General features: G+C 62.8%; 15 protein-coding genes and 1 pseudogene. 12 read left to right on the forward strand and 4 right to left on the reverse strand.

Annotated features, from left to right (window positions below):
• The coding region (locus ACE3QM_RS12595; RefSeq protein ID WP_374422292.1) for an aminotransferase class III-fold pyridoxal phosphate-dependent enzyme at positions 1 to 911 on the forward strand (911 nt) is incomplete at its 5' end.
• A gap of 136 nt (positions 912 to 1,047) precedes the next feature.
• Here ACE3QM_RS12595 and ACE3QM_RS12600 read toward each other — a convergent pair.
• The 3 genes from ACE3QM_RS12600 to ACE3QM_RS12610 are packed head-to-tail and all read right to left on the reverse strand — an operon-like array spanning position 1,048 to position 2,620.
• Positions 1,048 to 1,371: a type II toxin-antitoxin system RelE/ParE family toxin gene (locus ACE3QM_RS12600; protein WP_374422294.1), complete on the reverse strand. Its 324-nt coding sequence runs from the start codon at positions 1,369 to 1,371 to the stop codon at positions 1,048 to 1,050.
• Entirely contained in the window at positions 1,368 to 1,622 is a 255-nt protein-coding gene (locus ACE3QM_RS12605; RefSeq protein ID WP_374422296.1) for a DUF1778 domain-containing protein, read from the reverse strand. The genes ACE3QM_RS12600 and ACE3QM_RS12605 overlap by 4 nt, the downstream gene beginning before the upstream one ends.
• A gap of 38 nt (positions 1,623 to 1,660) precedes the next feature.
• On the reverse strand, positions 1,661 to 2,620 hold the full coding sequence (locus ACE3QM_RS12610) for a LysR family transcriptional regulator (protein ID WP_374422298.1): 960 nt from the start codon (positions 2,618 to 2,620) through the stop codon (positions 1,661 to 1,663).
• Positions 2,621 to 2,717: 97 nt separating this feature from the next.
• Here ACE3QM_RS12610 and ACE3QM_RS12615 point away from each other — a divergent pair, with 97 nt between their 5' ends.
• From ACE3QM_RS12615 to ACE3QM_RS12665, 11 genes are all read left to right on the forward strand, one after another.
• Positions 2,718 to 3,986 carry a flavin-containing monooxygenase gene (locus ACE3QM_RS12615; protein ID WP_374422300.1) on the forward strand — a complete coding sequence of 423 codons (1,269 nt, stop codon included), beginning with the start codon at positions 2,718 to 2,720 and terminating at the stop codon, positions 3,984 to 3,986.
• Positions 3,987 to 3,997: 11 nt separating this feature from the next.
• On the forward strand, positions 3,998 to 4,420 hold the full coding sequence (locus ACE3QM_RS12620) for a RidA family protein (RefSeq protein WP_107799515.1): 423 nt from the start codon (positions 3,998 to 4,000) through the stop codon (positions 4,418 to 4,420).
• Positions 4,417 to 5,091 (forward strand): DUF1028 domain-containing protein, encoded by a 675-nt coding sequence (locus ACE3QM_RS12625; RefSeq protein ID WP_374422302.1) that lies wholly within the window; start codon positions 4,417 to 4,419, stop codon positions 5,089 to 5,091. The genes ACE3QM_RS12620 and ACE3QM_RS12625 overlap by 4 nt, the downstream gene beginning before the upstream one ends.
• A complete protein-coding gene (argE, locus tag ACE3QM_RS12630) occupies positions 5,088 to 6,263 on the forward strand; it encodes an acetylornithine deacetylase (protein ID WP_374422305.1) in 1,176 nt (391 codons plus the stop codon). The genes ACE3QM_RS12625 and argE overlap by 4 nt, the downstream gene beginning before the upstream one ends.
• 445 nt (positions 6,264 to 6,708) lie before the next feature.
• Positions 6,709 to 6,894: a hypothetical protein gene (locus tag ACE3QM_RS12635; RefSeq protein WP_374422307.1), complete on the forward strand. Its 186-nt coding sequence runs from the start codon at positions 6,709 to 6,711 to the stop codon at positions 6,892 to 6,894.
• A 1-nt stretch (position 6,895) separates the two neighbouring features.
• On the forward strand, positions 6,896 to 8,338 hold the full coding sequence (gene hxsB / locus ACE3QM_RS12640; RefSeq protein WP_374422309.1) for a His-Xaa-Ser system radical SAM maturase HxsB: 1,443 nt from the start codon (positions 6,896 to 6,898) through the stop codon (positions 8,336 to 8,338).
• The gene (hxsC, locus tag ACE3QM_RS12645; RefSeq protein ID WP_374422311.1) at positions 8,331 to 9,524 is read left to right on the forward strand and encodes a His-Xaa-Ser system radical SAM maturase HxsC; all 1,194 of its coding nucleotides are present in this window, start codon (positions 8,331 to 8,333) and stop codon (positions 9,522 to 9,524) included. The genes hxsB and hxsC overlap by 8 nt, the downstream gene beginning before the upstream one ends.
• The gene (hxsA, locus tag ACE3QM_RS12650; protein ID WP_374422313.1) at positions 9,508 to 10,098 is read left to right on the forward strand and encodes a His-Xaa-Ser repeat protein HxsA; all 591 of its coding nucleotides are present in this window, start codon (positions 9,508 to 9,510) and stop codon (positions 10,096 to 10,098) included. Before hxsC ends, hxsA begins: the two co-directional genes overlap by 17 nt.
• Positions 10,099 to 10,198: 100 nt before the next feature.
• Positions 10,199 to 11,044: an aminoglycoside 6-adenylyltransferase gene (locus tag ACE3QM_RS12655; protein ID WP_374422315.1), complete on the forward strand. Its 846-nt coding sequence runs from the start codon at positions 10,199 to 10,201 to the stop codon at positions 11,042 to 11,044.
• A 348-nt stretch (positions 11,045 to 11,392) separates the two neighbouring features.
• The gene (locus tag ACE3QM_RS12660; RefSeq protein ID WP_374422317.1) at positions 11,393 to 11,560 is read left to right on the forward strand and encodes a hypothetical protein; all 168 of its coding nucleotides are present in this window, start codon (positions 11,393 to 11,395) and stop codon (positions 11,558 to 11,560) included.
• A gap of 433 nt (positions 11,561 to 11,993) precedes the next feature.
• On the forward strand, positions 11,994 to 12,431 hold the full coding sequence (locus ACE3QM_RS12665; RefSeq protein ID WP_374422319.1) for a hypothetical protein: 438 nt from the start codon (positions 11,994 to 11,996) through the stop codon (positions 12,429 to 12,431).
• Between the two features lie 609 nt (positions 12,432 to 13,040).
• On the opposite strand, the pseudogene ACE3QM_RS12670 reads toward ACE3QM_RS12665, so the two are convergent.
• A pseudogene (locus ACE3QM_RS12670) lies at positions 13,041 to 13,960 on the reverse strand (IS5 family transposase).
• Between the last annotated feature and the right edge of the window lie 32 nt (positions 13,961 to 13,992).

A 13,992-nucleotide genomic window follows, 5' to 3' on the forward strand; every position in this document is an offset into this window, starting at 1 on the left:
GCTCCACCGTGGGCAGCGCCAGCCTGGGCGGCATGAAGTTCATGCACGAGATGGGAGACCTGCCCATCCCCGGCGTGGAGCACATCGGCGAGCCCTACTGGTTCGCCCACGGCGGCGGGCTGAGCCCGGAAGCGTTTGGCCGTCAATGCGCGCAAGAGCTGGAAGACAAGATTCTGGCGCTGGGCGCCGACAAGGTGGCCGCCTTCGTGGCCGAACCCTTCCAGGGCGCCGGCGGCATGATCTTCCCGCCGGACAGCTATTGGCCGGAAATCCAGCGCATCTGCCGCCAATACGAGGTGCTACTATGCGCCGACGAAGTGATAGGCGGCTTTGGCCGCACCGGGGAATGGTTCGCCCACCAGCATTTCAACTTTCAACCGGACACGCTCAGCATCGCCAAGGGCCTGACCTCCGGCTACATCCCCATGGGCGGCCTGGTACTGTCGCGCCGCATCGGCGAAACGCTGGTGGAGCAAGGCGGCGTCTTCGCCCACGGCCTGACCTACTCCGGCCACCCGGTGGCCGCCGCGGTGGCGCTGGCCAATCTGGGCGTGCTGCAAGACGAAGGCCTGGTCGAGCGCGCCAGGACGGACACCGGCCCCTATCTGCAAACCTGCCTGCGCGAGGTATTTGGCCAGCACCCGCTGGTGGGCGAAATCCAGGGCGCCGGCCTGGTGGCGGCCTTGCAGTTCTGCCGCGACAAAGCCACACGGCAGCGCTTCGCCGACGAAACCGACATCAGCTGGCGCTGCCGCAGCATAGGCTTTGATGAGGGCGTGATCCTACGCTCCACGCTTGGCCGCATGATCATGGCGCCGGCGCTGGTGATCAGCCGGAGCGAGATCGACGAACTCATAGACAAGACCCGCATCGCAGTGGACCGCACCGCTGAGGAGATGGACCTGCGCTAGAGGGATGGATGAGCGCGCGGCTAGGCCAGGCGGCGGCCTGGCCTTTTCATTTGAAAACCTGGAAAAATCTGACGAGAAACCCGCCAAGCCAAGCCATTCCCCACTTGGAACAGCTTTGCATCAACCGACGTCGCCTCTATTCAGCGGAATAAGCCAGCCTGTCCCTGAGACGGGCGATGATGTCCATTCGCTCATGCAAGACGGCAAGAATCAAAGCCGGACCGTTCACCCGAGGAAGACAGAAAATGTAATGGCGCCCAACCGCCTTCACCCTTAGGCCGGGAAGCAGCGAAGTCATATCCTTGAACACCCCTTTGCCAGTTGCCACAGCGGCGGCAGCCTTCTCGATTTGCTCGATATAGGTCCGACACTGCGAATCGCCCCAGTGCTTAGCGGTGTAGCGAGCGAGCTCTCGAATATCGGCGGCGGCGCTCTTGGTAAGGATATAAGGCCTGCTCACGCAGACTTGCTCGATGCCAGCGCTTCACCGGCAATATCGGTGATGCTGCGGTCGATCACCTCCCCGCTCTGAGCCTCGGCCATGCGGAGGGCCAACAGCGCTTTCAAATCTTCAAGCGCCTGGCCCTCGTCGGATGCCGAAGGAAACAGCCGCTCAAGAGCGTACTGCTTGATCGTTTTACCTTGCAACGCGGCCGCGGCCTTGAGAGCCTGGTGCTGCTGCTCGGTCACATCAATGGTCAAACGACTCATGGCCTGTTACTCCAGATAGATAGCTCGGTACCACATTATCACAAATGTGTTTTTGTGGATGAACAAACGGCCAAAGTCCCCTCAGGGCGTCCCTCGTCGGCAGCGCCTCCCAATAATTGCAAACACAGCTCACGCACCGCCTCCGCCTTGCGCGTCAGCCTCAAGGCCTGCGGCCAGGCCAGCATGATGGGCAGCCGCGGCACCTCGTCGGCAATGTCCAGGCAGGCCAGCTTGCCGCCGCCGTAAGCCAGGTCCACCTCCGGCCGCAAATTGAGCAAGGCGTAGCCGAAGCCCGCCGCCACCAGCCCGCGCGCCAGCTCGAAATTGATGGTGCGCAGCCCCACTTTCGGCTCCAGCCGCTGCTGCCGGAACAAGGACAGGAAATACTCGCGGCTGTGCGGCAGGTCCAGCAGCACCAAGGGCTCCGCCGCCAGCTCCGCCAGCGACACCTTGCCGCGCCCGGCCAGCGGATGATCCGCCGCCACCAAGGCGTAAGGACGCGCGCCGGACAGCGGCAACTTGTGCAAGCCCTCCGGCAGCCCCAGGTCATAGGCCAAAGCCAGCTCGATCCGCCCGTCCGCCAGCGCCTCCCGCAGCTGCCGAGCGTCGCCCTCCAGCAAATCCACCTCCAGCTCCGGGTAAGCGTCGCGCAAAGCGGACAACAGCCGCGGCAGCAAGATGGGCGCGATGGTGGTGAAACAGCCCAGCGCCACCCGGCCGCGCAAAGACTGGCTGATCTCCTGCGCTTGCGGCGTCAACTCCTCCGCCTGCTTCAGCAACTGACGCGCGGCGGCGATGAAGCTGCGCCCGGCCGGCGTCAGCGACACGCCGCGCGCGTGGTGACGCATGAACAGCTGCAGGCCGAACACATCCTCCAGCTGGGCGATGGCGCTGGACACGCCGGGCTGCGACGTGTGCAGCGCCTTGGCCGCCTCAGTGACGCTGCCGTGATCCGCCACGGCGACCAGATAAGCCAACTGCCTCAGGGTGTATTGCATAATTAAAAATTATCCAATGTAGAAGATATAACTATTTTCCGTATCCAGACTGGCTTCGTAGACTGCCCTTGTCAAGCACGCGACAGGAGGCGTCAAGATGGCAATCGAAACGACAGACACGCTGATCATCGGCGCCGGCCAGGCCGGCATCGCCATCAGCGAACACCTGAGCCGCCACGATGTGCCCCACATCGTGCTGGAGCGCCACCGCATCGCCGAACGCTGGCGCAGCCAGCGCTGGGATTCGCTGGTCTGCAACGGCCCGGCCTGGCATGACCGCTTTCCCGGCCTGGAATTCGCCGGCCTGGACCCGGACGCCTTCGCGCCCAAAGAGCGGGTGGCGGACTACCTGGCCGCCTACGCCCAAAAATTCAACGCGCCCATCCGCACCGGGGTGGAGGTGCTGAAAGTCAGCCGCCACCCGGACCGGTCCGGCTTCATCGTGGAAACCTCGGCCGGCGCCTTCCAGGCCGAACGCGTGGTGGCCGCCACCGGCCCCTTCCAACAGCCTGTCATCCCGGCCATCGCGCCCAAGGACGACGCGCTGACGCAAATCCACTCCGCCCACTACCGCGCGCCGGAACAGCTGCCGGAGGGCGCGGTGCTGGTGGTGGGGGCCGGTTCCTCCGGCCTGCAGATCGCCGACGAATTGCAAAGCGCCGGCAAGCGCGTCTATCTCTCCGTGGGCGCGCACAACCGCCCGCCGCGCGCCTACCGCCAGCGCGACTTCTGCTGGTGGCTGGGCGTATTGGGCGAATGGACCGCCACCGCCCCCAAACCGGACGCCGCCCACGTCACCATCGCCGTCAGCGGCGCGCGCGGCGGCCACACCGTGGACTTCCGCGCGCTGGCGCAACAAGGCCTCACCCTGCTGGGCAGCGCCCAAGCGTTTGAACGCGGCGTGGCCCGTTTCGCCCCGGATCTGGCCGACAACCTCGCCCGCGGCGACGCCAACTACCTGGCCCTGCTGGCGGCGGCGGACGCCTATATCGAACGCAACCGGCTGGACCTGCCGGAGGAGCCGGCCGCGCACCATATACCGCCGGACCCGGAATGCGTGACCCGCCCCATCCTTGAGCTGGACCTGGCCGCGGCCGGCGTCGCCAGCATCGTCTGGGCCACCGGCTACGCCGCGGATTACAGCTGGCTGCAAGTCCCGGCCTTCAACGAACAGGGCCAGCCGCAACACCAGCGCGGCGTGTCCAGCGAGCCGGGCATCTACTTCCTGGGCCTGCCCTGGCTGTCCCACCGCGGCTCCTCCTTCCTCTGGGGGGTATGGCACGACGCCCGTTTCATTGCCGACCACATCGCCACCCAGCGCCAATACGCCACCTACCGCGACGCCGGCCAGCGCGCACAACCCTAACGGAGCCCGCCATGACCCACACCCGCATCCGCCCGTTCAACACCCGGCAAACCTATCCGGAGCAAAATCTGGACAATGATCTGTGTCAGGCCGTGGTGGCCGGCAATCTCGTCTTCCTGCGCGGCCAGATCGGCCAGGACCTGGACAGCCGCGAATCCGTAGGCATAGGCGACGTGGCCGCCCAGGCCGAACAAGCGATGGCCAATGTGAAACTGCTGCTGGAAGAAGCCGGCAGCGAGCTGGGCGACATCTGCAAGATCGTGATCTACCTCACCGACCCACGCTACCGCGAAGCCGTTTATCTAGTGGTGGGCCGATGGCTGAAAGGCGTCTATCCGGTGTCCACCGGCCTGGTAGTGTCGGCGCTGGCGCGCCCGGAATGGCTGGTGGAAATCGACGTCACCGCCGTCATCCCCGAGGAGCGCCGCCGATGACCTTCTCCATCGCGGCCCGCTGCCGGGACAGCGGCATGGTGGGCGTCGCCATCGCCTCCTCCAGCATCTGCGTCGCCAGCCGTTGCGCCCATGTGCGCGCCGGCGTGGGCGCCGCGCTGAGCCAGAACGTCAGCAACCCGCTGCTGGGCCCGCTGGCGCTGGAACTGATGGCGGCCGGCGGCGCGGGCGACGCGCTGCGCGCCGGCCTGCTGGCGGCGGACCCTCACCTGGAGTGGCGGCAACTGGTGCTGGCTCCGCTTCAAGGCCGGCCGCAAGTCATCACCGGCCGGCACGCGCTGGGCCTGCATGGCGCCGCCATCGGCCGCGACTGCGCCGCCGGCGGCAACCTGCTAGCCACGGCCGAACTGCCCCAAACCATGGTGGCCGCCTACGAAGCCGCCGGCGGCGGCCTGCCGGAACGCCTGCTGGCGGCGCTGCAAGCCGCGGTGGACGCCGGCGGAGAGGCCGGCCCCATCCATTCCGCCGGCCTGCTGGCCACAGCCGATACCGCATGGCCGGCCATCAATCTGCGCATAGACTGGAGCGACGGTCAGCCGGTGGCGGAACTGGCCGAGCTATGGCGCCGCTACCAGCCGCAGATGGACGCCTACCTCACCCGGGCACTGACCCCGCAGCATGCGCCCAGCTACGGCGTGGCGGGAGATCCATGATGCAACGCTACAGCTCGCTGACCATGCTGGAGCGGCTGGTCCGCTTCGACACCGTCAGCCACCGTTCCAACCTGGAACTGATCCACTTCGTGCGCGACTACCTGGCCGGCTGGGGCATCTCCAGCCAGCTGATCCGCAGCGAAGACGGCGGCAAGGCCAACCTCTACGCCACCATCGGCCCGGCGGACCGGGGCGGCGTGATGCTGGCCGGCCACACCGACGTGGTGCCGGTGGACGGCCAAGCCTGGAGCGGCGATCCCTTCCGCCTCCAAGTACGGGAGCAGCGCGCCTACGGCCGCGGCAGCGCCGACATGAAAGGCTTCATCGCCGCCGTGCTGGCCGCCGTGCCGGACTTCGCCGCCACCCGGCTCTGCACCCCGCTACACATCGCGCTGAGCTATGACGAAGAAATCGGCTGCATCGGCGTGCGCCGGCTGCTAGACGTGCTGGGCGGGCTGCCGGCCCTGCCCAGAATGGCCATCGTCGGCGAACCCACCCTCATGCGCGTGGTGGCCGCCCACAAGGGCAAGCTCGCCTACCATGTGCGCCTGCGCGGCAAGGCCGGCCATTCCAGCCTGCCCCAGGCCGGCGTCAATGCCGTGGAATACGCGGCGGAACTCATCGTCTTCATCCGCCAACTGGCGCGCCGGCGCGCGGCAGAAGGCCCGTTCGACCCGCTCTACCCCGCGCCCCACACCACCCTGCACGTGGGCGCCATGCGCGGCGGCAGCGCGCTCAACATCATCCCCGAGCACGGCGAGTTCGAATTTGAAATCCGCCACCTGCCGGAAGACGAGCCGCAAACGCTGCTGAGCGCCATCATGGACTTTGCCCGCCAACAACTGCTGCCCGCCATGCGCGCGGTGGACCCCGACGCCGACATCGTCTTCACCGAACGCAGCGCCTACCCCGGCCTGCTCACCGCGCCGGACGCCGACGTGGTGCGCTTCGCGCAATCGCTGCTGGGCGACGCCCGCGCGCCGGCCAAGGTTTCCTTCGGCACCGAAGCCGGGCTGTTCTCCCAGCAAGCCGGCATCCCCGCCGTGGTGCTGGGCCCTGGCAGCATCGCCCAGGCACACCAGCCGGACGAATGGCTGGCGCTGGAACAACTGAGCGCCTGCGACACCCTGCTCGCCGCGCTGCGGCGGCGGCTGAGCGAGCCCGTGCGCTAAGAACCTGTTTACGATCTGCTTCGCTTCGTGAAGCATTGCACGGTGAGTACCCACTCAAATGCTCATGTACCACTCGACCATTCCGCTTTTTCGCTCGTTCTCACCTTGTCTCACCTTTAGCTCGCAAGATCGTAAACAGGCTCTAAGACGACAGGCAGCCCCCCCCCTTCTGATCACACGCCAAGAGCGAGTCCAAGCAGCCCGGCCGAAAAGGCCACGACCTGCCTTGCCCAATTAGACAATGCTTACAGCATGGAATATGCTTGCACATATCTACAATTGATTAGCAGCAAATGAGCAGGCTATTGGCATGGCAGAACCAACAATCAGCGTAATAGGGCTTGCCCGTCCCTACCAATGGCACCCTATCCCGTTGCCCTTTCCCGTGACTTCGGAAGAACTCGCCTCAGCCCTGATATTCTGTCCCGGAGCCACGAGAGTCTCTTTGGATGAGAACGCCGTCCCGGCCTTGGAGGCCGCCGTAGAAAATGAACTGTCTGCAGCGGCGTTTCAACAACGTTTGATTCAAGCCCTCATCGACCAAAGGCTGAGGCAGGAAATCCACTCGAAGTCCTGTTCCGATATCCGCGCGTCGATTGACGGCATCCTGCGCCGAACCCTGGGGCGCTAAGATGCCCCACTCGCCCTCTTTATATCCATTTCAATTCCGGCGGCTTCCCGATGCTTCCCTCGTCGCGATCAGCGCCACCGGCGACCACGCCTTCCTGCAAACGGCGGAACTGGACACACTGATCAGCTCCCCGGCGAGCCTCCCCCATACCAAGCGTGCCGAACTGCAATCCAAGTTTTTCATGGGCAGCCCCCACTCTCACGGCTCGCTGCGGCTACTTGCCTCCCGTATCGCCGCCAAGCGTGAAACTGTGCTGACCGGCCCAAGCCTGCACCTGATCGTCCCCACCTTGCAGTGCGCCCATACCTGTCGCTACTGCCAAGTCAGTCGCGCTCTTGAAGATGACGGCCATGCTATGTCGCCAGCCGACCTCATCGCCGCGTGCGACACCATTTTTGAAAGCCCCTCGCCCTCCCTGACGGTGGAATTCCAAGGCGGAGACCCACTGCTGCGCTTCGACCTGATACAACAGGCCGTGGATTACCTGCTGGAACGCAACCAAAGCGAACAACGACGGCTGCGCTTCGTGGTGGCATCGACCCTGCACCAGCTGACCCCGGCAATGTGCGACTTCTTCCGCCAACACCAAGTCTACCTATCCACCAGCATCGACGGCCCTGCGGCGCTCCATAACAAAAACCGACCAACCCCCACGCGCAACGCCTACGAGCGAACCGTAGCCGGCATTGAAATGGCCAGAGCGTTGCTGGGCCATGACGCCGTCTCCGCCTTGATGACCACCACGCGAGACTCTCTGGGCCAGGCGGAAGCCATTGTCGATGAATATGTGAAGCTGGGATTCCACGACATTTTCATCCGGCGGCTAAGCTCCTACGGCTTCGCTCGCCGCAACCAAGTCAAATTGGGCTATAGCCTGGAGGAATTCCAGACCTTCTATCAAGCCGCGCTGGAACGGGTCTTGTATTGGAACCGGCAGGGCAAGCCCTTGGTGGAAGTGTCCGCGGCAATCCACCTGAACAAAATTCTCTCCCCTTTCGATGGCGGCTTCGTCGATCTGCAAAGCCCCACCGGCGCCGGCCTGGCTTGCTTGCTCTACAACTACGACGGCTTTGTCTACCCCGGAGACGAAGCTCGCATGTTGAAAGAAATGGGAGACCACTCCCTGCGGCTTGGCCGCATTGGAGAGCCGCTTGAGTCGCTGCTGAACTCGGAAACGCAACGCAACTTGATCCAGGCCAGCCTGGTGGAATTCACCCCCGGCTGCCAAGACTGCGCTTACAACGCTTACTGCGGCCCTGATCCCGTCAACGCCCAAAGCCAATTTGGCAGCCCTTACGCCCCGGTGCACTTCACCGAGCATTGTCAGAAAAGCCAATGGATGTTCGATCTGATGTTCACCCTGCTGCGGCAAGACCGCCCCGACTTCCTCGACATTGCACACCGCTGGGCCCATCCAAGAACGGAAGGCGAAGCCCATGCGTAAACTGGCAGTCAAGCTCCAGGGCATCCCTCGGCGCCAACTCTGCCGCGTCAGCACGCTGGCAAGCTTGCAACAAGAATGGGAGCCAGGTTTGAATTTCCTGGTGCCCGTTTCCTCCCAGGAAGAACTGCGTCAACTGGAAACACTGACGCAAGCCGGCCTTAATAATGTGGCCGCCTATCTCCCAGACGGAGAGTCCACGTTTCAAAGCGCAATGCCTGTGGTGGCCGGGTCTCCCGACAGCCTGGAACAAGAAGACATCGTCACCCTGACGCCCGGCTCAAAAAACGCCCACATCATTTACCGGCAAAGTGACACTCATCATTCCCTGTTTCTGACCAACCGGTGCAATAGCTACTGTTTGATGTGCTCCCAACCGCCCACCCAGCACGACGACTCCTGGCTGGTGGATGAAGCCTTGCAGCTTGCCCGTCACATCAAGACATCGCCCGCGCTGCTGGGCATCAGCGGCGGCGAGCCGCTGCTGACGGGGACCGCGCTGCGGGAAGTGATCGACACCTTCCAGCAGCTGCACCCGCAAACCGGTCTGGAGGTTCTCACCAATGGCCGGCTCTTTGCCAAAGCGCCACTGGCGCAAAGCCTGCTGCAGGATTTGGCGCAACCGGTGCGCTGGCTCGTTCCGCTCTATGGGCATGCGGACTTCCTGCATGACTTCGTCGTGCAATCTCCCGGCGCTTTTGAACACACGCTGGAAGGTCTGCTGACGCTGCAACACTTCCAGCACCCCATACAACTACGCATAGTCTTGATCGAGCCGGTGCTGCGGGCATTGCCCGAACTCTGCCACTTCATTGCCCGCAACCTGCCCTTTGTCCAGCAAGTAGCCCTGATGGGCTGTGAACCCATAGGCTTTGCGCTGGCCAACCGCGAGCTCTGCGAAGTCGACTTGCGCGCCTGGCAACCGCAACTGCTGGCCGGCGCCACCGCCTTACGCCGCGGCCGAGTGCCCTATGTACTGATGAACACCCCGCTCTGCGCCCTGCCGGAAACGCTATGGCCGGATGCGCATCGCAGCATTTCGGACTGGAAGCAGGTTTATGCCCCCGAATGCCAAGGCTGCTCCGTTCAATCCTCCTGTTCCGGTCTTTTCGCCTGGCATGAGCGCGGCTGGAAACCCACTGCAATCAAAGCCATTCCCATGAGGCAAACCCATGAGCAAGTTCATTAAATCACTCACGCTGTTCCTAGCCGGATTACCACTGGTCCCGGGAAAGGCGAGCGCCGCCGCGCTGAACCATGCGCCAGAGCTGGAGCCGCTCAAGCTTGACCCGGTACAACTCCGCCCGCTGAATGGACCGCTGGACAATCTGTTCGCATCACACCGCTCCCACTCCAGTCATCGTTCCCATTCATCGCACTCCTCTCATTACTCAGGATCAGGAGGCGGCTACAGCTACAACCCTGCCCCCATAGATGACAGCGGCAGTTCATCCAACAACACGACCTACCCGCGCAGCCACTCAGCCCCCATCTATAACCACTCCAGGCCAGCCACCGCAGCCAGCGCCCCCGCTACACAAGGTAGCCCGACTCAATCCTTGGCCGAAAAGAGAAGACTACAAATCATGCGGGTACAGATTGCACTGACCCGCCTGAAGCTTTACAGCGGCAGCATTGACGGCGTGTTCGGCACGGCAACCCGAGAGGCGCTCACCCACTACCAAACCATGCAAGGGCTGCCGGTCACCAGCTTGATGACGACCGAAACCTTGAACAGCCTGGGAGTGCCCGCCGCGCGCTAACCGAAAACCAGTCAGTAGCCGACACGCCACGGTTCAAAGCCGGAACTTCCCGACCCGATGGCGGCCTACCCAAACCCGTCACCCGCTGAAAGCGCCCCGCATGTCGAGCTTTGCCCCGCAAAACCAGCGCTTGGACAGCGCCATCGCCTGGGCGCACAGCCGCCCGGACGTGGACGCGCTGATCCTCACCGGCTCCTTTGCCCGCGATGACGGCAGCGCCGACAGCCATTCCGATCTGGACCTGGAAATCATCGGCCCGAACCCGGCGGCTTTGGCCGCGGACGACAGTTGGCTGCGCGACATCGGCCCCCTGCTCACCGTGCTGCGCCTGGGCGAAGGCCAAACCTGGCCCACCCGCCTGGCCATCTACGGCGACTGCGTCAAAATCGACTTCACCCTGGCCGGCCCCACCCGGCTGCAAGCCATGCGCGAGCAGGGGCTGGACCCGCTGTACCAGCGCGGCTACCGCGTGCTGCTGGACAAAACCGGCACAGCCCAAGGCCTGTCCGCGCCGCAAGGCCGCCCCGCCACACCGGCCCTGCCCACGGCGGAAGTGTTCCGCGAGCGGGTGGAAGAGTTCTGGTTCGAGGCCTTTCACATCCCCAAATACCTGGCGCGCGGCGAGCTGTTCGTCGTCAAATTTCGGGACTGGACCATGAAGGAACTGCTGCTGGAAATGCTGGAGTGGCATGCCCATAGCCGCCCCGGCGTGGCGGCGGACTGCTGGCATATCGGCACCCGGCTGCAACACTGGGCCGAGCCGCCACACTGGCAAGCGCTGCATCAGGCATTTGGCCGCTTCGACGCCGCTGACGCCGAGCGCGCCTTCCATGCCACGCTGCGGCTGTACAGCCAAGTGGCGCGCGAAGTGGCCGCCCGCGCCGGCTTCGACTACCCGGCAGCGGTGGAAGCCGGCATCCGCGACTTGATCCACGCACCTGCGTAAAACAACGATCCCGCGACGCCCCCCGCCCACGCGCCGCGCCAGGCGGCGGATTTTCCGTGGGCTTGACCTTTGGGCATGGTTAGATAGAATTCCCTATCTTTCAGGCGTTCGCTTCCGTCCGCCTGTCTTCAGTCCAGCCACGCGCCCCCTCACAGCGGAAGCGCGCCAGCCAAGCCATACAAGCCAAGCGCCGCGTCCCCCGCGGCCAGATACTTTGTCAGGAACAAGATGCGTATCCATACCCTTCTGCTGCTAGCGCTATACAGCGCAGCAGCCTCCGCGGATTCATTCTCCCCCTCTCACCCGGCGTTCAAGCAAATCCACCAATCCATAACGGACAGTTTGCGCATGCAGCAACAACTGATGCGGATGCCAAGCCCGCCCGATATGTTCAAGAGAGAGAACAAAGAGGCATCGTCGCCTCAGCACGAGGCGGAGGAGGTTGAGCGTCGGCAGGCTGAGCCGGTGATCACGCCGCAGCAGCCACGCCCTGATGAGCAGGCCGCTGACGATTAAAACAAGAGCGGAGTTGGCCCGGCCCCACCAGGCGCACTGCCAGCAAGGCTAGGCCGCCCCGCCACGGTGGGCGTGCTCCGCGACCGGGAAGAGGCACTCTGGTCCCAGGCCTTTCATATCTCCACATGCCCGGCGCGCGCCAGCGTAAACCAAGGACCACCGCGCCTTGACCCTGACCGCATAGTCGGCAACAATCCCCGCGTGCCGCAAAAAACGGCACCGAGATTGGCATCTCGAATAGCGTTGCGTCAGCAAGCATGTGCGTTTACGCACATGCTTGTGTTTCGCCATGGCCTGACGGCAGGTGCATGGTGGGAGAGCGCTATGCGCTCGCCGGTCGCAACGCTCGGTAATGCCAATCCCATCACGCGCCTGCCAAATCCTCTCCTGGATAGGCAGCTTGTTAATCTTGTTTCATCGCAGGAGTAACGACATGCCGCAATCCCTCTTCCCGCGCCGACGGCGCTACCGTACCCCGGCCCTGCAAAGTCAGGAAATCCTGTTGCCCTTCGTCATCCGCCTTCCCGGACGCACCTACCCCTACTACTGGCAAATGCCGCCCACGCCATCCAGCCGCGCCGAAGCCTACGCCTATGGCCGAGAATGCGCCGCCCACCTGCTGCAATGGTTCAAGGACAACCCGGCCTATGTGAGCCAAGGCCTGCTCAGCCGCATCGCCCGTGACATCGACTTCAGCCGCACCGAGCAGAGCGGCTACTGGCTGGGCTTTTTCAACCACCTGGAGCGGCTGATCTCGCTCAGCGCACAGCGGATGAATGTCTACGCCTACACCGACCATCTGCACCGGATGATGGACGCACAGGTGGAGCGCTCCTTGCTGGAGCGACGGGTGTTGAAGAAGAGTAAGTAAAGGGAGACCCCCGGCGAGAGCCGGGGGTTTGGTGTTGTGGGGGGGGGGGGTGGTTTGTCAGCCGAAGTGGACACAATGCTTTTGTGCTAGCATGACTGCTCTCAACCAATACCTGACATTGGCAGTATTGGCTTGGGTGCCTGGGGCAGTCCAGTGTAGCAAAGAAGGCGATAATCTATTCGCTCGTGAATCGTTTATTCATGCCCAACCTCTCCATCATGATGGCTTAGACTCTAAAGTCACGAGCAACTCAGTATGAGGCGGATACTGCTTACTGTCTCTCTTAATTGAATCATTTATTTTTCTTATTTCCCGGGTTAATTTAATTCAAATAAAAATAACCTTACTTCATTTGCTGCTTGACATATGTTCACTCCAATTTTTCCGACGATCTTCAGTCTGAATCCAGCAGCTGTTTTTTTAGATGCAGGTGGGCATTTCTATAATGGCGCTCGTTTCTATATTTGCTTCGGCCTCCCATCTTTCTGCACGTAAAAAATTTTGTGACCGGTTTGATCTTTTTCTTTCTTCACTAGCGATTTCAGTTCCAGTTGGCCTTGTTGCAATAAAGGTTTGACGGCAGAGCCCCCCAAAAAAACCCAGACGGATTTAGGGCATACGTACCGTCACCTGCGTGCCCAGTTGCATGAAGCGATTCAAGATCGCCGCACGGATTTTCAGTTCGGCAACCTGACGATCGAAGTCCTGGGCCATGACGCTTTCGCCCAATAACTTGAAGCAACGCATTTTGGTTTTGACCAGACTGCGCCGATGGTAGCCGCTCCATTTCTTCCAGATGACCCGACCGAGGTGACGGGTTGTCCGCAGAATCTCATTGCGAGCTTGTGCCCCTGGGTTCTTGTCGTTCCAGGGTTTGCCGTTTCTTCGCGTCGGAATGATCGCCGCAGCCTGGCTGCCGGGCGATGGTTTCATGGTAGGTCTTGGTGTCGTAGGCACCATCACCGCTCACGGACAGGAGTGTTTCCTCAGGCGGAATCTGATTCAGCAATTCAGGCTGCATCGGTGCATCTCCGACGCCGTTGTTCGTGACCTCAATGGCCCGGATTGCCAAGGTCTTGGCATCAATGCCCAGACGGACCTTGCGCCATTGACGGCGGTACTCCGCCCCGTGTTTCTTGGTCTTCCACTCACCTTCGCCCTGCATCTTGATGCCAGTGCTGTCAACCTGCCGTATTCGGGCGGGCACTGATCGTGACGGGTAGCACCTTCTGACGCCGACACACCGTGCTGTAGTCCGGCACCACCCAGTCGAACCCGGACAGTTTCAGGAAACTCTCCACGAAGCCCATCGCCTGACGCAGGGCCCGCCCAAACAGGCCCTTGATGGTCAGGCAGAACTGAATGGCCGCATTGCTGAAGACTTGAGGTCGACCCAGCTTGCCGCTTGCCGTGCCTTACCACTTGAGATTCTTGTCTAGCCAGATCATCAGTGAGCCTCAGCTCTTGAGCGCGGCGTTGTTGGCTTTCCAGTTGGTCGTACGGTACTTGGCAGAAGGCGGCTTACTCATGCGGTAAGCCTACAGAAGCTCGCGGAACCCTG

This window comes from Chromobacterium sp., assembly GCF_041912965.1.
GTDB classification, from domain to species: domain Bacteria; phylum Pseudomonadota; class Gammaproteobacteria; order Burkholderiales; family Chromobacteriaceae; genus Chromobacterium; species Chromobacterium aquaticum.

Coding starts and splice junctions, on each gene's coding strand:
- ACE3QM_RS12605 (WP_374422296.1), bottom strand. CDS start 1,622: ATGAGTCGTTTGACCATTGATGTGACCGAGCAGCAGCACCAGGCTCTC.
- ACE3QM_RS12610 (WP_374422298.1), bottom strand. CDS start 2,620: ATGCAATACACCCTGAGGCAGTTGGCTTATCTGGTCGCCGTGGCGGAT.
- ACE3QM_RS12615 (WP_374422300.1), top strand. CDS start 2,718: ATGGCAATCGAAACGACAGACACGCTGATCATCGGCGCCGGCCAGGCC.
- ACE3QM_RS12620 (WP_107799515.1), top strand. CDS start 3,998: ATGACCCACACCCGCATCCGCCCGTTCAACACCCGGCAAACCTATCCG.
- ACE3QM_RS12625 (WP_374422302.1), top strand. CDS start 4,417: ATGACCTTCTCCATCGCGGCCCGCTGCCGGGACAGCGGCATGGTGGGC.
- argE (WP_374422305.1), top strand. CDS start 5,088: ATGATGCAACGCTACAGCTCGCTGACCATGCTGGAGCGGCTGGTCCGC.
- hxsB (WP_374422309.1), top strand. CDS start 6,896: ATGCCCCACTCGCCCTCTTTATATCCATTTCAATTCCGGCGGCTTCCC.
- hxsC (WP_374422311.1), top strand. CDS start 8,331: ATGCGTAAACTGGCAGTCAAGCTCCAGGGCATCCCTCGGCGCCAACTC.
- hxsA (WP_374422313.1), top strand. CDS start 9,508: ATGAGCAAGTTCATTAAATCACTCACGCTGTTCCTAGCCGGATTACCA.
- ACE3QM_RS12655 (WP_374422315.1), top strand. CDS start 10,199: ATGTCGAGCTTTGCCCCGCAAAACCAGCGCTTGGACAGCGCCATCGCC.
- ACE3QM_RS12660 (WP_374422317.1), top strand. CDS start 11,393: ATGCAGCAACAACTGATGCGGATGCCAAGCCCGCCCGATATGTTCAAG.
- ACE3QM_RS12665 (WP_374422319.1), top strand. CDS start 11,994: ATGCCGCAATCCCTCTTCCCGCGCCGACGGCGCTACCGTACCCCGGCC.